A 19,537-nucleotide genomic window follows, 5' to 3' on the forward strand; every position below is an offset into this window, starting at 1 on the left:
GGTTGTATTCCAGTGTTTATTCTTCTGTGAGGTAGATTCCACCGTCAGAATGCACGTTAATGTTCACTTTTTCAAGGGCTTGACCTTGGCATGGACCGGAAATACATTCCCCAGATTCGACCATAAACAGGGCGCCATGCGTTGAGCACTCAATAAATTCTTGGTCACGATCTAGAAACTGATTTTCTAGAAACTCAAGTTCTACGTGCAAGTGTGGGCAATTATTTTGATAAGCGTAAAACATGCCATCACGTTGGGTGATAAAAATCGTTTCACCTTCAGGCGTTTCGAATGATCGTGCTTCACGTTCAGGCACATCATCCGTCATGCAAATTTTAAACATTAAGCACATTCCTTCTGAAATGATTGTAAAAGCTGAGCATAGTCTTCAACTGCTAGGCGTGGACCAAACTGAGCCACAACTTCACTTGAGATCAAGATGGCAAGTTCAGCAGCCGTTTGATAGTCATGACCTGCATTGAGTGCATATAGGAAAGCACCAGCAAAAGCATCACCAGCACCATTGGTATCTACTGCGGTAACTTTACGACCTGGCACGGTAAATGTTGCGGCTTCATTATGAATTAAGGCACCTTTGGCACTTAATGTAATGACAATGTGTTTGCTTAGTGATTGCAATTTCGTAAGTGCAGCATCTAAATGATCTGTTTCTGTATACATCAGTGCTTCTTGTTCATTACAGAACAATAAGTCCACGCCATCATCGAGTAATTCATCTAGACCTTGACGTGCATATTGCACCATTGCTGGATCAGATAAGGTCAATGCAATTTGTACACCATTGGCTTTGGCGATTTGACGTGCTTGTTTTACCGCAAGGCGTGCGCTGTCTGATGTTGAAAGATAACCTTCGATATATAACCATTTCGCAGTATTTAAGCTGCCAAAATCAATTTGGCTATCAGTCAATTCCGCAGTAATACCGAGGTAAGTATGCATCGTACGTTCAGAATCAGGGCTGACTAAAACCATACATGTGCCAGTTACACCTTCACTGATTGATTGAGTTGCAGTTTGGATGCCAGCGTCGTTTAAACCATTTAGGTAAATTTGACCCAAGTCATCATTGCCGACACGACAACCATAAAATGCAGTTCCGCCTAAAGCACTAAAAGCAACCGTTGTATTTGCTGCAGAACCACCAGAAGCTTGACCTTTATATTCTTGAGTGGCTTTTAGGTTGTTATAAAGGGCTGCTTGAGTATCGCCATCTGTCAGTTGCATCGTACCTTTTTGCAGATTGTGTTGAATTAGGAATTCGTCAGAGACTTTAAATTCTTGGTCAATAAGTGCATTACCAATTGCAAAAAGGTCAACAGTTGCCATGTTGTATGTTCACATCAAAAAAATGAAAGTGCTAATTTTACACGAATGCTCAGGATTGCTGTAGTTTGTTGAAAAAAATTCAATTAAAGGACAAGTGTGTATAAAAATCGGGCAAATCCATTATATTTTTACATTTTTTTTGAATTAGTTGCCGTTTTAATCAGCTTTGCTATTGTGCAAATCGAAAAATTTTACTTTTATAGAGCTATAGGGTGTTCAGACTGAATCAAGATGATTTGGTCATCATAAATAGATAACAGATTAAAAGTGTGAATATATGGAAATTACGATTCTTCCAGCAGAGCAACTTCCTGCTCAAATCGAAAATATTGCTGCTTTGGCGCAGCATGAAGGCTATACATTTATACACCGTTTAATTGAAGAATATCAAAGTGGTAAAAATCGTTTTGACCAAACGGGTGAGCAATTATTGCTTGCTTATGATGGCGATAAATTAATTGCTTGTGGCGGTTTAAATCAGCAATGGGGTGATACTGGTGTAGAAGAACGGATTGGACGAGTTCGCCGTTTCTATGTGCATCCGCAGTACCGTCAGCATGGCGTGGGTAAGCAGCTATTGGTGGAATTGGAAAAGGGTGCGAAAAAGCATTTTTCTGCACTGTGCTTAAATACAGAACTTAAAAATGCTGCAAAATTCTATCAAAAGCAGAATTATGTCTATGTTGAAAGTCATCCAAATTATAATTATTTCAAATATCTAGTTTAGTTTTAAATCCAAAAATAGAAAGTAAACACTGTAAATGAAGCATCCGATATCGGGTGCTTTTTTTTCATTTAGTAATTCAAAAAAAGAGTGCTTTATTTTAAGCAAAGTTTTAAGCAAAAATTCATTTTAGTTATCGAAGATATAAGCATCAAAATAACTGCATAGAGTGATGCATATGCAAGCGCTTGAGCTACAAGACTACGTTAAAAAAGTCCCTGAGATTACCGCACTGTTTTGGTTGACTAAAATTTTTGCGACCACCTTTTGTGAAACCAGTGGTGATGCACTGTCCATGTCCTTAAATTTGGGCTATTTACTCAGTACCTTTATTTTCGCAGGCATATTTATCAGTCTGCTGTATTTTCAAATACAGTCCAAAGCCTATAAACCTTATTTATATTGGGCCACGATTATTGCCAGTACTACGGTCGGTACGACTTTAGCGGATTTTGTAGATCGTTCTTTAGGGATTGGCTACTTGGGTGGTAGTTTGCTGTTGCTGGGTTTGGTGCTCATATCGCTTTTTAGTTGGTATCGAGTCGAAGGGTCAATCAATCCAAGTGTAGTGAATTTGCCGCGAACACAGATCTTTTATTGGTTGACGATTACATTTTCTCAAACGCTAGGTACAGCTTTGGGGGACTGGACTTCCGATAGTGCAGGATTAGGCTATAGCGGTGGCATTTGGCTATTTGGTGGTTTAATTCTATTGATGGCGTTGTTGTACTTTTTTAATCGGGTCTCAAAGACGATTTTATTTTGGGCCACTTTTGTTTTGACACGTCCATTGGGTGCAGTTGTTGGGGATTTTTTAGATAAGCCCATCAGTTCAGGTGGATTGGATTTAAGTCGCTTTATGGCTTCTTTTGTATTGTTATTGGCGATTGTGATTTGCGTCTATTGGTCAACACGAAATGATAGGCAATCCATAAAATCTGTCTAAATGTTTTAGTGCGAAAACAAGTGATTTTTAAAATTAAAGTTCAAGTTGATTAAAACAGTTGGAAATGTTGTTTCGGTGAATCTAGTTGTGATTTTTTAAGGTATACTTTGCCTAATTTAAATGAATAGATTAGGAGCACACATGACTGTAGATGTCACTGAAACCATTTCTCAAACTGTACATCCCGCGTTTCAGTTGATTCGTCAACATCATGTTGAAGCTTTAGACATTTTAGTGTCTGAATATAAACACAAAGTGACTGGCGCAGTGCATTATCACTTAGCCACAAACCATGACGAAAACGTATTTTTAGTTGCCTTCCGTACGCAGCCGATGGATTCAAAAGGTGAGGCGCATATTCTTGAGCATACGGCACTGTGTGGCTCAGAAAAGTTCCCTGTACGTGACCCATTCTTTTTAATGATTCGTCGTTCACTCAATACGTTTATGAACGCGTTTACCGCAGCGGATTGGACGGCATATCCATTTGCAACGCAAAACAAAAAAGATTTCCAAAACTTGTTAGAAGTTTATATGGATGCTGCTTTTGCTGCGAATTTGAACCCGCTTGATTTTGCGCAAGAAGGGATTCGTATTGAGCTAGAAAATGGAGAAGCTGTATATAAAGGCGTGGTATTTAATGAAATGAAAGGTGCCATGAGTTCACCTTCAGATCAGTTGTATCACCAACTTGCCCATCATTTATTCCCAGAAACGACATATCATTACAACTCAGGCGGTGATCCGAAAGACATTCCTGACTTAAGTTATGAAGAGCTAGTAAGTTTCTACAAATCACATTATCACCCAAGTAATGCGGTGTTCATGACCTTTGGTAATGAGCCTGCTTATAACTTACAAGAACAGTTTGAAACGCTTGCTTTGTCAAAATTTGAAAAAGGTCAAACGCTGTATTCAAAACCTGAGCGCCGCTTAACTGCGCCTGTAACGGTAACCGAAACGTATGCAGTTGATGCTGAAGACCTCAAAGACAAAACATATCATGTGCTTTCTTGGTTATTGCCTGAAGCAAGTAATATTAAATTACGTTTAGGTATGCGTTTGGTTGAGGGGGTATTGCTTGAAGATTCTGCTTCGCCATTACGTCATTACTTAGAAACCTGTGGTTATGCACAGTCTACTGGTCCATTCATGGGCGTAGATGACTCAAACTATGAAATGACGTTCTACTGTGCAATTCAAGGTTCAAACCCTGAGCATGCAGAACAATTTAAAAATGGCGTGTTTAAAGTATTAGAAGACGTTGCGGCTAAGCCTGTTGATCCAGCTTTAGTTGAGGCGATTTTGCATCAGATTGAATTGCATCAGCGTGAAATTAATGGTGATGGTACACCATATGGCCTAAGCTTAATTCTGAATGGTTTAAGCAGTGCGATTCACCATTCAGACCCTGTGGATGTCTGGGATGTGGATACGGCCATTGAACAAGTGAAGGAAGAGTTGAAAGACCCAATGTGGTTATCCAACTTAATCAAAACTTACTTGCTTGATAATCAACATCGTGTGCAATTAACTTTGGTTCCAGATGCTGAAAAAAATGCGTTGGAAGCGGCAGCAGAAAAAGCACGTTTAAAAGAAATTGTTGCGAACTTAACTGAAGCGCAAAAAGCAGAGATTATTGCGCAGACTGAAGCACTGAACATTCGTCAAGATACCCCAGATGATTTGAACCTATTGCCTAAAGTAGGTTTAGAAGACGTTCCTGCACAATTACAGATTGTACAAGGTCAATTACGCGAAATTATCAGTAATGGATTAGATACACCGTTAAATCTTTACCACGCAGGCACCAATGGTCTTTATTACCAACAAGTTTTAATTCAGATTCCTGATGAAGTGGTGCAATCGCCGTATTTCAACCTCTTGTCGATTTTGATGGGTGAAGTTGGTGCAGGTGAATACGACTACTTAGAGCTACAACAGTTACAAACAGCTGTGAGTGGCGGTTTAGGTATGGGTGCATCGCTGCGTTCAAAAGTGGACGATAAAGGTCAAATTAGTGCTTGGCTGACTCTAACCACAAAATCATTGGTGAATAATCTTGAAGCTATTCGCTTATTGAAATTGGCTTTTGAACAGCTACGTTTTGATGAAAAAAATCGTATCGTAGAGTTATTGCAACAACGTAAAGCACGTTGGCAGTCACGTGTATCTGGTTCTGGTCATAGTTATGCAATGCAAATTGCAGGCCGTCAACATAGTGCATTGGCGCTACGTGATTATCATAATACAGGCCTAGGCGCGCTGAACTGGCTGTCAGAACTTGTCAGCAAAATTGAGCAAGACGACACGGCTTATAATGCCTTGATTGATGAGCTTAAGTTAATTCACAACCGTTTGCTTAAAGCACCAAAACAATTCTTGGTGGTGTGTGAAGAGCATCATTCAGACCGATTGGTTGAGGAAGTTCAAACCATTTGGGATAAAGTGGCGATTGATGATAACTCACATGCTTTAACTCAAGTGAATTTTGCAGATAGCAACAATGACGAAGCTTGGCTCATTCAAGCCAATGTTCAGTTCTGCGCTTCAGCATATCCTGCGGTGGAAGTGTCACATCCAGATGCAGCACCTTTAATGATTTTGGCGGCTTATTTGCGTAATGGCTTCTTGCATAGCGCGATTCGTGAAAAAGGTGGTGCTTATGGTGGTGGTGCAAGCTATGACGGTAATGCATGTTCATTCCGTTTCTATAGCTACCGTGACCCACGTTTAGCTGAAACGTTTAAAGATTTTGACGCAAGTGTGCAGTGGCTACTGAATGCTGAACAACAACCTCATCAGCTAGAAGAAGCGATTTTGGGTCTAATTGCCAGCATGGATAAACCGGGGTCACCAGCGGGTGAAGCCATTACAGCTTGTTATGCTTTATTGCATAAACGCACGCCAGCTTTCCGTCAAATGTTACGTGAACGTCTGTTGAATGTGACTTTGGAAGATCTAAAACGTGTTGCTGTGGCGTATTTGGTTGAACAACAACCGACAAAAGCTGTGGTTGCACCGGTGGCTAAGCGAGATGCTTTGGTTGAGCTTGGTTTCGAAATAAAACAAGTGAATTAAAACAAAAAAGGGGTTTTTATGGCGTTCAAATCTCTTGAGCGTACGACATTGCAACTGAGCCTCATTGCGCTCAGTTCAATGTATGTCAGTACTGTAAATGCACAAAATGCGGAAGTGGCTGTTAAACCAGCTACCGCTGAAGCATGTGTGGCACTTGAGTCAAATGCAGAGCGATTATCGTGTTATGACGCTTTGTTTAAAGTGCAACCTGCTGAAAAAGAAATGTTGGTTTCTGAGCGCCAAGCCGCACAAGAAATTAAGCCTGAACCGACAGAGAAACTAACTTTCAAAGAAAAAGTCAGTCATGCGTTTACGGACCGTTTATTTGCTGTAGAAGCACCGAACCTCAATCCAAATCTTTCACTATTGGATAGTCGTTGGGAGCTTTCTCCAGAAAGTAAATTGGGGACGTGGAATATTCGTGGCTATCAACCTGTGTATTTAATGCCGGGATATTGGACTTCGGATAAAAATGAACGTCCATCAAGCCCGAATGAAAACAACACGGTACAAGCCGATCAGGAACAAAACCTGAAATCGATGGAAGCCAAATTCCAATTGTCATTAAAAACCAAAGCTGTTGAAAACTTATTTGGTGATAATGGTGATATCTGGTTGGGCTATACCCAGTCTTCTCGTTGGCAAGTCTACAATGAAGACGAATCACGACCATTCCGTGAAACCAACTATGAGCCTGAAGCTAGTCTGGTTTTTCGTACCAACTATGAACTCTTGGGTTTGAACTGGCGTATGCTGGGCTTAACTTTTAACCATCAGTCTAATGGGCGTTCTGATCCTTTATCGCGGAGTTGGAATCGTGTCATGTTAAATCTTGGATTTGAACGTGACAATTTTGCACTGATGTTACGTCCTTGGTATCGTTTCGAAGAAGATACCAAAGATGATAACAACCCTGACATTACCGATTATGTGGGACGTGGGGATTTAACAGCGTTTTATCGTCATAAAGATCATGACTTTAGTTTGATGTTACGTCATTCATTGAAAGGTGGTGATGATTCACATGGTGCGGTGCAGTTCGATTGGACTTTCCCAATCAATGGTAAATTACGCGGCACAGTTCAATTGTTTGATGGCTATGGTGAAAGCCTGATTGACTATAACCATCGGGCAACCTATGTCGGTGTCGGTGTATCATTAATGAATTGGTTTTAATGATTGCTCAATAATTAATTTACGGACGTAAAAGTAATTTCGCATTTTTAAGATGCTTTTAAGTCTAATCGACGGAGTCTTATATCTAGGGATTGAATAAAGGGATTAGCCTTCGGCTGGAGGTACTTTTGTTTAGGCAAAAGTACCCAAAACCATTGTCATCCGCAAAACTCGCTCTCTAGCGTCTATTTACTTAAAGTATCGCAAAAACATTTTTGATTAGAAGTCATCCTGTCTCAAACACTTGCGGATGACCTTACCGCGTATCGTTCTTTCATTTGAATCAAATTACGCTACTGATGTTACTATGTAACATCAGTAAATAAAAAAACCATGCTATGGCGTGGTTTTTTTATAACTGTGAGAAAATGTACAAATCAACCAATCTGAATCTCAGAAGGTGGGTGTTTTAAGCGACTCTTCTTCGGTGTGGCAATCAGATAAGCCAGTGTTAAGGGTCCAAGTCGACCTGCGAACATTAATAACATCAGGGCAACTAAACTAGCAGGTTGTAAGTCACTGGTGATGCCACGAGATAGGCCTACTGTACAGGCAGCGGATACCGCTTCGAACAACAAATCTAAAAAGCGTTTATCAGGTTCGAGAAGCAATAGACTGAAAAAGCCAATGAAAATCAACGTTACTGTAATGAAAATCACCGCTAATGCTTTAAAGGTCGTTTTTTCAGAAACAGAGTGGTTAAACACACGCAGTTCATCTTCACGTCTTAAAAAACTGACCACACTGAGTACAACAATAATAAACGTCCCGACTTTGATGCCACCAGCTGTACTGAGAGAACCACCACCAATAAACATCAGTAACATCGTGATCAGTGAAGATGCATCGCTCATGCTTTCCATGGGTAAGCTGTTAAAACCCGAAGAGCGCGGAACAGTTGCATGGAACCAAGCATTTAGGGCTTGGTCACCAAGTGACATCGTAGCTAAGGTAGCAGCATTATTAGCTTCTAATAACCAAATGGTGATGAAGGCAAAGACATTTAAACCCGCAATAGTCGATAAAATCAGCTTGCTATTGGTACTGAGTTTTTTCCAACTTTTATTGCGCTTAATGTCCATCAGTACCAAAAAGCCGATACCCCCAATAATGTAAAGCATACTGATGGTAAACGTAATGAAATAACGGTCAGCAAAGCTCATTAAACTATTGGGAAATAATGAAAATCCACCATTATTAAATGCTGAAACACTATAAAAGGCAGCATAGAACAGGGCCTGGTTAAAATTGTATTCTTGCATCCAAGCGATGGTCAAAATAACCGTTCCCACCATTTCAAAAAATAGCGAATAAAGCAGTACGCCTTTAATAGTCATGGTCACTTTGGCAAGACTGGTTTGTCCAATGGTTTCTTGAGCCATAATTTGTTGTTTTAGCCCAATTTTAGGGGACAAACTCATAGCGGCCAATATCGCAAAGGTCATAAAACCGAGACCACCGCATTGTAGTAAACCCATAATCACGACTTTACCAAACACCGTATAGGCTTCGCCGACATTCACAACTGAAAGTCCAGTAATGGTTACGGCAGAGGTCGCTGTAAAGAGGGCATTGATCCAACTTAAATCACCATGATGTGAATATGGGAGCTTTAACAGCAAGGTGCCAATGATAATGAGCCCAAGAAAACCCAATGCCAAAATACTGGGTGGGCTGAGATTAATGGTATTACGCTGTTTATTGTGCAGTTTCATGTTTTTTACTGTCATCTTGCGTGATTATGTGCAAAAGGAGCTCGACGCTGATTACAAAGTTGCTTTAAAGTGTTTAGCCAGTCGACGTAAATGTTCGAGTAAACCTTCAACCACTAAAATATCGCCTGTTTGTAAAATCAGGTTCGGATCTAAACTATATTGAAGCTCGGTGCCACGTTTATGCAAAATCGTCTTCACTTCAGGGACATGATCCATTATTTGATTTAAACGCGTGCCTTGTTGTGATTCTTTAATTTCAACTTTCACCAAATAATGGTCATCTTCGAGCACCATGTAGCGGCTCACCATTGGATAACTTAGTGACTGAGCAACACGGACACCCATATCTTCTTCAGGATGGATGATTTTGCTGATGCCTAAATGGGTTAAAATCATGTGATGCGCTTTGGACTTGGCTTTGGCCCAAATTTTGTTGATCCCCATGTTTTTAAGATGGAGCACACATAAGATGCTGGCTTCAATATCTTCACCAATTGCGACAACGACGGCTTCACAATTTTGAATATTGAGTTCATGTAAAACGTGCTCATCTGTTGCGTCAGCAATCACTGCATGGGTCAGTTGGTCCGAAATACTTTCAACAAACTTTTTGTTGCTATCGATTCCAATGACATCGTGTTTTAAACCCATGAGTTCAGTGGCTACAGTTGCGCCAAAACTTCCTAAGCCAATCACAGCGAATTGAGCCATGCCGTATTCCTAAATTATTCTAAAGTTATTGAATATGTTGATGTTAGCTTGTTCAGCCTAGAGCGGCTATGAAAATTTACATAATCCATCTAAACCGAAAAGCTCTAATTTTTAATTTCTTCAGCATTTTGATAGGCATAAAGTTCAGCAATATTGGGGCAATTATCCATAACTTGTTGGTATTTAAAAATTTCATAACCTAATTTGTTTTTTAGAATGTATTGAAATTGATGCTGATCTTCTTTAATGACATTTAAGGTGGCTTTACGAACGAGCTCAGAATTGTTCTTTAAACGGTTTAAGCCATCGCATGAAAATTCACGGATGATGGCTTGAACAGGTTCGGGAGCGGTTTGATCACTTAGCTCATCAAAGCGAATATAAACAATGTAATTTGGATATTGATTCAACATTTCAGCTTGCGCGGTATAGCCGTAAATATTTTCTAGATTTTGCGTACGGGACTGATTTGGAATTTGTTTCATACTTTGACGAATCTTATCTTCCTCTTGCTTAAGTTGATAAGCCGGATATACATAAAAATATCCACCTAAACCCACAATGACGATCATAAATAAGGCATAAAAATTCAATTTTAAATATCCATTTTGTTTTATTTTCAATGGATTATAGGGTGTGGTGAATTTAACAACAATGACAGCGTTGATGAATTAATTTGATGAATTTATTTATTTTGATTCAGGAAATAGTTGATGCAAATAAAAAAGCTGGAACCTAGATCCCAGCTTTCATATAGAAATTTTACTTATTTCAAGAAACGTTGATAACCGAGGTTATTGGTAATCTCAACATATGGATAGGTAATATTTTCCAATGTTTCAATTAAACCATCTGGGTTTTGTTTCGCATCCGTTGCTTCCATACCCACCAATACACGACCTTCAGCAGCACCGTGGTTACGGTAGTGGAATAGGGTGATGTTATGTGTAGGTCCAAGACGTTCTAAGAAAGTCAGTAGTGCGCCCGGACGTTCGGGGAATTCCACGCGGAATAAGCGTTCATTCTCGATATCTGCATGACCGCCAATTAAATAACGGATATGCAGTTTAGCCACTTCATCATCAGAAAGATCGTCTACATCGTATTGGAATTTTAAGGTTTCAAAAATTTCCTGACGTTCTTTTTCGCCATTTTTGAGACTGATACCCACAAATACTTGAGCGGCACTTGAGTTGCTTGCGCGGTAGTTAAACTCAGTGATGTTACGGCCTTGTAGTGCACGACAGAATTGGAGGAATGAACCTTTTTCTTCTGGAATAGTCACAGCAAAGATCGCTTCTTTACGTTCACCCAGTTCAGTACGTTCCGCAATGTAGCGCAGACGGTCAAAGTTCATATTAGCGCCGCATACAATCGACACCATATTTTTGCCTTCTAGACCATGCTCTGCAACATACTTCTTGATACCTGCAAGCGCCATTGCACCAGATGGTTCAACAATGCTACGGCATTCATCAAAGGTATCCTTAATGGCTGCACAGATTTCATCTGTATTTACCAGTACAACTTCACGCTCAACAATTGGGCCTGAGTTATCTGATTTTTGTAGCTGAATCACTTCAAATGGTTTTTCACCAATTTGTGCAACTGCTGTACCGTCGGCAAATAAACCTACAGATGGAAGAATGACACGTTCATTGGCTTCAAAGGCTGCTTTTAAACATGCAGATTCGTCATATTCAACTGGAATGACTTTAACATGCGGTGCCACATCGCCTAAATAAGCGGCTACACCGGCAATGAGACCGCCACCGCCTACAGCAACGAATACGTAGTCAACATCGCGCCATTGACGCAAAATTTCGTTGGCAATGGTTCCTTGACCGGCCATAACGAGTTCGTCGTCATAAGGTGGAATAAAGGTCATACCTTCATCTTTTGCACATTGGATTGCATATTTATTGGCTACGTCAAAAGAATCACCATGCAGAACCACTTCACCGCCTAAGCGTTTAACCGCTTGTACTTTAATGTCTGGTGTGGTTTTAGGCATAACAATAATGGCGCGAATACCTAACTTTTTACCAGATAATGCCACGCCTTGAGCATGGTTACCTGCAGAAGCAGTAATAACGCCACGTTCCAACTGAGATTTCGGTAATTGACTAATACGGTTGTAGGCACCGCGTAGCTTGAAAGAAAAGACAGGTTGTAAATCTTCGCGTTTAAAGCGAATGTTATTGTTTAGTTTTTCACTAATTCGTGGCGCTGCTTCGAGTGGGGTTTCGATTGCAACGTCATAGACCGTTGCCTGTAATATTTGTCGAACCAAACGAGACAGCATGTTAATTTTCCATCTAACAGTTTAAAATAGGCGTTCATTGTAACAAACACCCGTACATTTGGGCTGTAAAATCAGCAACAAATGTCAAAAAATAGTTGAGCCAAGTTATGAGTCTGTATGCTACCCAAGATGAAAAGAAACAAGCTGCCGCAAAAGCTGCGTTAAAGCATTTGCCAAAGGGCGGCATTTTGGGTGTTGGTACAGGAAGTACTGTGAACTTCCTCATCGAATTATTGCCAGAGCTTCAACTTGAAGCTGCTGTTGCAAGTTCTGAAGCAACTGCACAACGTTTGAAAAAATTAGGCATTGAAGTGGTTGATATGAACCATGTTGGTGGTTTGGATGCCTATGTGGATGGCGCTGATGAAATCGACCGTCATATGCACATGATTAAAGGCGGCGGCGCTGCGTTGACTCGTGAAAAAATCGTTGCATCAATTGCGAAAAAATTCGTTTGTATCGTAGATGATTCTAAATGGGTTGATCAGTTGGCACGTGAATTCCCGCTTCCTGTAGAAGTGATTCCAATGGCACGTTCTGCTGTTGCGCGTAAAATTGTCTCTTTAGGCGGCGACCCTGTGTACCGTGAAGGCGTAGTAACTGATAACGGTAATGTAATTTTAGACGTACACAACTTAAATATCTTAAATGCTTTAGAGCTTGAAAAGACTTTGAATGACATTCCGGGTGTAGTGTGTAACGGTATCTTTGCTCTAAACAAGGCGGATATTGCTGTTGTAGCCACTGATAACGGTATTGAAGAGCGTACTGCGGTTTAATCTGTTCTATTAGAATCCCCCTAAATCCCCCTTTGATAAAGGGGGACTTTTCACCTGAATTTATTTAGGTGGTTTTCCCTCCTTTGTAAAAGGAGGGTTAGGGAGGATTTAAAATTAATAAAAAATATGACTCCCAACCTTCCTGAAATTCAAATCACCCGAAAATTACGTGCCACACGCCTAAGACTGCGTGTAGAACCAACTCAAATTAAATTAACGGTTCCCCAGTTTTGTACACAGCGCCAAGTTCAAGATTTTCTTAAACAATCGGAACAATGGATGATTGAGACATGGCAGAAGCAGCAGGAAAAAGCAGGGCTGCAGGATCGAAGTCTGCCAATAAAATTAAAGTTATTTAATTTAGAACAACCGTTAATGGTTGTTTATCAAACGCAAAAACATTCATTTATCTTGGATGACGAAAGCCATCAACTATTCATCAGTGATCGACAGCCTGAGCAATATTTAAAAAGCTTTGTGATTGCTTATGCCAAAGAGTATTTACCAATTTATTTAAAGCAAGTGAGCAGTGAAACAGGCTTGAAATATGGTGATTGCTCAATTCGTCAGCCCAAAACGCGCTGGGGAAGCTGTTCAGCGCGCCATGATATTATGCTGAATAGCGCATTGGTGCTGTTTCCAGAGCAAGTTGTACGATATGTGGCTGTACATGAGTTAGCGCATACTAAGCACTTTGATCATAGCCCAAACTTTTGGGCTGAAGTGCAAAAGCATGATATAAATTTTCAGCAGCATCGAAAAATACTAAAAATGACGGCAATGCCTTGGTGGTGGGTGCTCTGAATTAAAGGCACTAAGTTGTAAACACTAAAGCATTTCTTAATATATTATTTCAATTAAATCAAATTCTTCTTGGTATGTAGGCGGTTCTAATGCGTAATAAACATTGGTTAATGCCATCAGATCGACTATTTCATCTGAAGGGCGTTGAGCGTTTCTTTTTATGCATACTTCGAGCGGGATTTGAAACCATACAGCAACGCATTTTTTACCCAATTATTTAGCTTGCTCAATTATCGGTAGACGTTCAGATTGCTTTACTAAAATAGCATCAAAAATAATATTTTCAGGTTCGCGGGATATTTGGTTTTTGGCCCAAGTTGATTTCCCAGCCCCTTGGCATCCGATCAATATATAAATGATTTTAACCTTTGGGTTAGTTTTTAATTCATGCTTAAAAGCGTCAAAACAGCATTGTCATGCTGGAATATTTCTTTCTTTAGTGAAGACACGACCTTGAGCTGTGGATAGGTAATGATCAGGATTTATATGCATGATCTGACTTAATAGGATTCAGAAGATAAGCTAACATTATAAAGTGAAGCTTTATATGTCAAAACAGTTCAGAAAACCGTAACTTCCTGTCATACTACGCAGTCATCAAATGGATACTTTGAATAGAGGTAAAGAGCGTGATTTCAGTAGGTATTGTCGGCGGTACAGGTTACACAGGTGTTGAATTACTGCGTATTTTACTGCGACACCCAAATGCAGAAGTGAAAGTTTTAACTTCGCGTACTGAAAATGGCCGCCGTGTGGATGATATGTTCCCAAGCTTGCGTGCACATACAGACCTTTGCTATTCAGATCTAAATATTGAAGAACTAAAACAATGTGACGTTGTATTCTTTGCGACGCCGCACGGTGTTGCAATGAAACACGCAGAAGAGTTAGTTGCTGCAAATACTAAAGTGATTGACCTTGCTGCTGACTTCCGCTTGCAAGACTTAGCTCAATTTGAGAAATGGTATGGCCTCGACCATGCTTGCCCAGAATTATTAAAAGATTCAGTTTACGGTTTGTCTGAATTAAACCGTGAAAAAATTCAAAAGGCTTCAGTGATTGGTAACCCAGGTTGTTACCCAACAACTGTTCAGCTCGGTTTAGCGCCAGTATTAAAAGCTGAAGGATTAGTGAAACCTGAAAGCATTATTATTGATGCAAAATCAGGTGTGTCTGGTGCAGGTCGTAAAGCCAGCCTGGGTATGATCTATTCTGAAAATGCAGATAACTTTAAAGCTTATGGTGTAGCGGGTCACCGTCATCATCCTGAAATTGTAGAAGCCTTAGAAAATATTTCAGGTCAAAAAGGTGTGTTTAACGAAATTTTATTCGTACCGCATTTAGTACCGATGATTCGTGGCATGCTCAGCACTATCTATATTGATTTGACAGACGCAGGTGCTTCTGCGGATTTACAAAGCATATATGAACAGTTCTATGCCAATGAGCAGTTTGTAGATGTTATGCCTGCAGGTAGCTCACCTGAAACACGTACTGTGCGTGGTGCGAACCAATTACGTATTGCGATTTGCAAACCTCAACCGAAAAAATTGGTGATTTTGGTGGCTCAAGACAACTTGGTGAAAGGTGCTGCAGGCCAAGCCGTACAAAATATGAACTTGATGTTTAGTTTTGCTGAAAATGCAGGACTTCAAGGCATTGGTTTATTACCATAAGAAACGATTTAAAACTTCACACACATTTAAAACTGGATTTTAATGTGTGCCTTGAGTGAATTAAAAATAAGAGATGACGATGTCGAATACAGAATCTAATTTCAAGTCAGAATCTGAAAACAGTGAAAAAACGCCTTTTATGAAGACGAATATGCCACTGGCGATTGGTGCAGTTGTACTTGCATTGAGCAGCGGTTTGCTCGGATATAGTATCGGTCATCGTCAGGGCTTAACTGTGGTCGGTTATGATGCAGATGCAGAGCAACTTGTTGATGTGGTGCAAAAGCAAAAAACTGAATTAGCAGGCCTAAATAAAAGTTTGAATGCGGCAATCCAAGAGCGTGATGTCGCTGTAAGTAATTCAAATGATTTATATTTGGCTGTTAAAAAAGCACGTGATGATCAAGAATTAACTGGTAATTTGAGTGTTTTGTATCGTGAAGTATTGCGCCAACGTGGTGGTATGCCTCTTGCAGTACAACATTTAGCGATTAAACCTTTACCTGAAAATGCGTATGAATACCAACTTGATCTCGTTCAAGTAAGTCCGTCAAAAAGTAATGTGTCTGGAAGTGTTGAGCTGCGTCTAATTAAGGGTACAGAAGTACTTGCAGTACCTTTAGAAGACAAAAACTTTAACTTTAGCGAAAGTGAGCGACTCACTGGACGTTGGACCATGCCAAAAGGCTTTAGTCCAGACTTTATTGAAGTGCGTTTAAGCGGTTCTAAACCCGTTATTCGCCGTTTTAGCTGGTCGAAAGGTCAGCCTGTTGAAAATCAATCTGCCTTCCTTTCAGAAATTCCTCAAACTGAAGCAAGTGCAAACTAAGTGTGAAACCTAAATCCTATGCGAACCAATAAGCGTCAAACGTGTTTATCTGACATTAAAAATTCATTTTACCAATCTGGTTTAGTGGACTGGCATCTAAACCCGACTCTCAGCCAAGGTATGCAGGATGATGGTGATTCAGACATTCAAGTATTGACTGCGCCACCTGAGTTAAAGCGTCCTCCTATGTATGCTGTCGTTTTAATGAACGATGATTACACTCCAATGGACTTTGTAATTGAAATTTTACAACAATACTTTGCTTTGAATCTTGACCAAGCCACTCAAGTAATGCTAACTGTACATTATGAAGGAAAGGGTGTTGCAGGGGTTTATCCGCGAGACATCGCAGAGACTAAAGCAAATCAGGTCAATAATTACGCTCGGTCGCAAAGTCATCCATTACTTTGTCAGATTGAGCCAAAAGATTAATAAGGGGATTACATGCTCAGTCGTCAATTAGAAGTATCACTACGTTTGGCTGTCAGCATGGCTCGTCAAAAGAGACATGAATTTTTGACGGTAGAACATTTATTATTGGCTTTACTGGATAATGATTCCGCTGTTAATGCATTGAAAGCATGTGGCGCAGACATTATTGTGCTTCGCAAAGAACTTGAAGAATACGTAGAACAACATACCCCTAAGCTTGGCGAAAACAGCGATCAAGCACCACATCCTACAGAAAGTTTTGATCGCATTTTACAACGTGCAATTTTCCATGTGCAATCGAGTGGTAATGACCGCACTGTAGAAGGTGCAGACATTTTAGTTGCGATGTATTCAGAGCGTGATTCATTTGCGGTGTATTTACTTAAACGCCATCAAATCAACCGTTTGACATTAACGCAGTATTTGTCACATGGCACACGTAAAGACGAAGTCCAAGCCGAAGAAGAAATCGAAGAGCTCGATGGTGAAAACACCACGTCTTCAAATTCTGGCCCATTAGAGCTATATACGACCAATCTGAATGTTGAAGCTCAAAAAGGCAAAACAGATCCACTGATTGGTCGTGAAAAAGAGATTGAACGTACAGCTCAAATTCTATGCCGTCGCCGTAAAAATAACCCACTTTTGGTGGGTGATCCGGGTGTAGGTAAAACTTCGATTGCTGAAGGTTTGGCTTGGCTCATTGTAAATGGCAAAGCTCCTAAGCCGCTTGAAAATGCAGAAGTATTTAGTTTAGACATTGGTGCTTTAGTTGCAGGAACTAAATACCGTGGTGATTTTGAAAAGCGTTTAAAACAACTGCTAAATGCATTGAAGAAAAAGCCCGAAGCTATTTTATTTATTGATGAAATTCATATGATCATCGGTGCAGGCTCAAGTATGGGCAGCACGATGGATGCATCGAACCTCATCAAACCAGCTTTGGCGAATGGTACTTTACGTTGTATCGGTTCAACGACTTTCCAAGAATATCGTCAAGTTTTTGAAAAAGATCATGCATTATCTCGTCGTTTCCAAAAAATTGATGTCAATGAACCATCTATTTCAGAAACGATTGATATTCTGCGTGGCTTAAAAGGCAAATTTGAAGAATTCCATCATGTGAAATATGAAGATCAAGCGTTGGTTTCTGCGGTTGAGCTTTCAGCGAAATTTATCAATGATCGTTTCTTACCTGATAAAGCCATTGATGTGATTGATGAGGCAGGTGCGCAGCGTCGTTTAAAAGCTGAGCAAGATGATACAGTCATTTCAGTTGAAAACATTGAAGATATCGTTTCGAAAATTGCGCGTATTCCACCGAAAACTGTGTCTAAAGATGACAAGAGCGTCCTTGAAAATCTTGAGCGTGATCTGAAACGTGTGGTGTTCGGTCAGGATGAAGCGATTGAAGCGCTTGCATCTGCGATTAAATTATCTCGTGCAGGTCTTAAAGCACCAGATAAGCCAGTGGGTAATTTTGTATTTGCTGGTCCTACAGGCGTGGGTAAAACTGAAGTCACTAAGCAATTGGCGAAATTATTAGGCGTCGAGCTTGTACGTTTCGATATGTCGGAATACATGGAGCGTCATGCAGTATCTCGTTTAATTGGTGCGCCTCCGGGTTATGTCGGTTTTGATCAAGGTGGTTTGCTGACTGACGCGATTCATAAAAATCCGCATTGCGTACTTTTACTAGACGAAATTGAGAAAGCACATCCGGATGTCTTTAATTTGTTACTGCAAATTATGGATCATGGTTCATTAACGGATAACAATGGTCGTAAGTCTGACTTCCGTAATGTCGTGTTAGTGCTGACGACTAATATTGGTGCAGAATCAATTTCACGTGTGAGCATTGGTTTCATGGATCAAGACAACAGTAATGATAACCAAGACGCGATGAAAAAAGCATTTTCACCAGAGTTCCGTAACCGTTTAGATGGTGTTATTCAATTTAAAGCATTACCAACAACGGTCATTGAAAGTGTGGTTGATAAGTTCTTAACAGAGCTTCAGGCACAGTTAGATGACAAGAAAGTGGTTCTTGAAGTCGATCAAGATGCACGCGAATGGATGGCCGAGCAAGGATACGATCGCTTGATGGGCGCTCGTCCAATGCAGCGTTTAATCCAAGAGCATTTGAAAAAACCGCTTGCTGAAATGATTTTGTTTGGTGAGCTTGCGGAACATGGCGGCAATGTTGCTGTTTCAGTGAAGAAAGAAAATGGCAAAGCAGTGGGCTTAAAACTCGAAGTGTTTGAAGACCAAACCGCTGAACCTGCTTAATCAATTTAATTAACAAAAACCCGTGCTTGCACGGGTTTTTTATATTTATTCAACGCTAGATTTGGATTTCTCAATGATGGACGTATCATTAACAAAAGTGCTGACCACTTTCGGTTTATTTGCACTAACAGCATTGATGGAAATTTTAGGCTGTTACTTCCCATATTTGATTATAAATCAGCAAAAATCGCAGTGGTTATGGATTCCTACAGCCCTTGCATTGGCTGCATTTGTTTGGTTATTGACGTTGCATCCAGCAGCTTCGGGTCGTATCTATGCAGCCTATGGTGGAATCTACATTTTCTCTGCATTGCTGTGGTTGCGTTTTGTCGATCACGTAACTCTAACGCGATGGGATATGCTAGGTGGCATCATTGTATTGGTGGGTGCAGCTGTGATTGCATTACAGCCTCAAGGTTTAATTCGTTAAGTAAACATTGCAGAAGTTAAACCAAGAACTGTAAGAAATCAGAAGCGCAATCTGATTCAAATAAAAAGAACAATACGCGGAAAGGTCATCCGCAATTGTTTGAGACAGGACTACTTTTAATCAAAAATGTTTTTGCGATACCTTGAATAAGTAGGTGCTAGTGAACGAGTTTTGCGGATGGCAATGGTTTTGGGTACTTTTGTCGAAACAAAAGTACCTCCAGCCGAAGGCCAATCCATTCATTCAAACCCTAGATGTAAGACTCCGTCGAATGAACTTAAAAATCATTTTAA

Annotated in this window: 17 protein-coding genes; 11 read left to right on the forward strand and 6 right to left on the reverse strand. The window is 40.2% G+C overall.

Annotated features, from left to right (window positions below):
- Positions 1-16: 16 nt before the first annotated feature.
- Together FTU64_RS01450 and FTU64_RS01455 are read right to left on the reverse strand one after the other, a co-directional pair.
- Entirely contained in the window at positions 17-343 is a 327-nt protein-coding gene (locus tag FTU64_RS01450) for a Rieske (2Fe-2S) protein (RefSeq protein WP_078188656.1), read from the reverse strand.
- The gene (locus FTU64_RS01455) at positions 343-1,347 is read right to left on the reverse strand and encodes an adenosine kinase (protein WP_180004657.1); all 1,005 of its coding nucleotides are present in this window, start codon (positions 1,345-1,347) and stop codon (positions 343-345) included. Before FTU64_RS01455 ends, FTU64_RS01450 begins: the two co-directional genes overlap by 1 nt.
- A gap of 277 nt (positions 1,348-1,624) precedes the next feature.
- Here FTU64_RS01455 and FTU64_RS01460 point away from each other — a divergent pair, with 277 nt between their 5' ends.
- From FTU64_RS01460 to FTU64_RS01475, 4 genes are all read left to right on the forward strand, one after another.
- Positions 1,625-2,074: a GNAT family N-acetyltransferase gene (locus FTU64_RS01460; protein ID WP_180059094.1), complete on the forward strand. Its 450-nt coding sequence runs from the start codon at positions 1,625-1,627 to the stop codon at positions 2,072-2,074.
- Between the two features lie 175 nt (positions 2,075-2,249).
- Positions 2,250-3,017 (forward strand): hypothetical protein, encoded by a 768-nt coding sequence (locus FTU64_RS01465; RefSeq protein ID WP_373886555.1) that lies wholly within the window; start codon positions 2,250-2,252, stop codon positions 3,015-3,017.
- A 141-nt stretch (positions 3,018-3,158) separates the two neighbouring features.
- Positions 3,159-6,098: an insulinase family protein gene (locus tag FTU64_RS01470; RefSeq protein WP_180059096.1), complete on the forward strand. Its 2,940-nt coding sequence runs from the start codon at positions 3,159-3,161 to the stop codon at positions 6,096-6,098.
- A gap of 18 nt (positions 6,099-6,116) precedes the next feature.
- On the forward strand, positions 6,117-7,274 hold the full coding sequence (locus tag FTU64_RS01475; RefSeq protein ID WP_180007814.1) for a phospholipase A: 1,158 nt from the start codon (positions 6,117-6,119) through the stop codon (positions 7,272-7,274).
- A 377-nt stretch (positions 7,275-7,651) separates the two neighbouring features.
- Here FTU64_RS01475 and FTU64_RS01480 read toward each other — a convergent pair whose 3' ends face one another.
- The 4 genes from FTU64_RS01480 to ilvA all read right to left on the reverse strand — a co-directional run bounded on the left by FTU64_RS01480 (position 7,652) and on the right by ilvA (position 12,005).
- Positions 7,652-8,989: a TrkH family potassium uptake protein gene (locus FTU64_RS01480; RefSeq protein ID WP_078188650.1), complete on the reverse strand. Its 1,338-nt coding sequence runs from the start codon at positions 8,987-8,989 to the stop codon at positions 7,652-7,654.
- Between the two features lie 51 nt (positions 8,990-9,040).
- Positions 9,041-9,700, reverse strand: coding sequence for a TrkA family potassium uptake protein (locus FTU64_RS01485; RefSeq protein ID WP_168378595.1), 660 nt, complete (start codon positions 9,698-9,700; stop codon positions 9,041-9,043).
- A 104-nt stretch (positions 9,701-9,804) separates the two neighbouring features.
- Positions 9,805-10,293 carry a hypothetical protein gene (locus FTU64_RS01490; protein WP_180059097.1) on the reverse strand — a complete coding sequence of 163 codons (489 nt, stop codon included), beginning with the start codon at positions 10,291-10,293 and terminating at the stop codon, positions 9,805-9,807.
- A 173-nt stretch (positions 10,294-10,466) separates the two neighbouring features.
- Positions 10,467-12,005, reverse strand: a complete 1,539-nt coding sequence (gene ilvA, locus FTU64_RS01495; protein ID WP_180023764.1) for a threonine ammonia-lyase, biosynthetic — start codon at positions 12,003-12,005, stop codon at positions 10,467-10,469.
- Between the two features lie 107 nt (positions 12,006-12,112).
- Here ilvA and rpiA point away from each other — a divergent pair, with 107 nt between their 5' ends.
- The 7 genes from rpiA (at position 12,113) to FTU64_RS01530 (ending at position 19,244) form a co-directional block, all read left to right on the forward strand.
- Positions 12,113-12,784 carry a ribose-5-phosphate isomerase RpiA gene (rpiA, locus tag FTU64_RS01500; protein WP_078188646.1) on the forward strand — a complete coding sequence of 224 codons (672 nt, stop codon included), beginning with the start codon at positions 12,113-12,115 and terminating at the stop codon, positions 12,782-12,784.
- 126 nt (positions 12,785-12,910) lie between these two features.
- On the forward strand, positions 12,911-13,588 hold the full coding sequence (locus FTU64_RS01505) for a SprT family zinc-dependent metalloprotease (protein ID WP_180007811.1): 678 nt from the start codon (positions 12,911-12,913) through the stop codon (positions 13,586-13,588).
- Between the two features lie 629 nt (positions 13,589-14,217).
- Complete coding sequence (gene argC, locus FTU64_RS01510) at positions 14,218-15,264, forward strand: N-acetyl-gamma-glutamyl-phosphate reductase (RefSeq protein ID WP_180007810.1); 1,047 nt, start codon at positions 14,218-14,220, stop codon at positions 15,262-15,264.
- 79 nt (positions 15,265-15,343) lie between these two features.
- Entirely contained in the window at positions 15,344-16,093 is a 750-nt protein-coding gene (locus tag FTU64_RS01515; RefSeq protein ID WP_180054369.1) for a hypothetical protein, read from the forward strand.
- A gap of 18 nt (positions 16,094-16,111) precedes the next feature.
- A complete protein-coding gene (gene clpS / locus FTU64_RS01520) occupies positions 16,112-16,525 on the forward strand; it encodes an ATP-dependent Clp protease adapter ClpS (RefSeq protein WP_180051274.1) in 414 nt (137 codons plus the stop codon).
- Between the two features lie 12 nt (positions 16,526-16,537).
- Positions 16,538-18,814 (forward strand): ATP-dependent Clp protease ATP-binding subunit ClpA, encoded by a 2,277-nt coding sequence (clpA, locus tag FTU64_RS01525; RefSeq protein WP_180007808.1) that lies wholly within the window; start codon positions 16,538-16,540, stop codon positions 18,812-18,814.
- Between the two features lie 76 nt (positions 18,815-18,890).
- The gene (locus FTU64_RS01530; protein ID WP_180059107.1) at positions 18,891-19,244 is read left to right on the forward strand and encodes a YnfA family protein; all 354 of its coding nucleotides are present in this window, start codon (positions 18,891-18,893) and stop codon (positions 19,242-19,244) included.
- The last annotated feature ends 293 nt before the right edge of the window (positions 19,245-19,537 follow it).

The sequence above is a fragment of the Acinetobacter sp. YH12128 genome, assembly GCF_013418655.1.
Lineage (GTDB): Bacteria > Pseudomonadota > Gammaproteobacteria > Pseudomonadales > Moraxellaceae > Acinetobacter > Acinetobacter amyesii.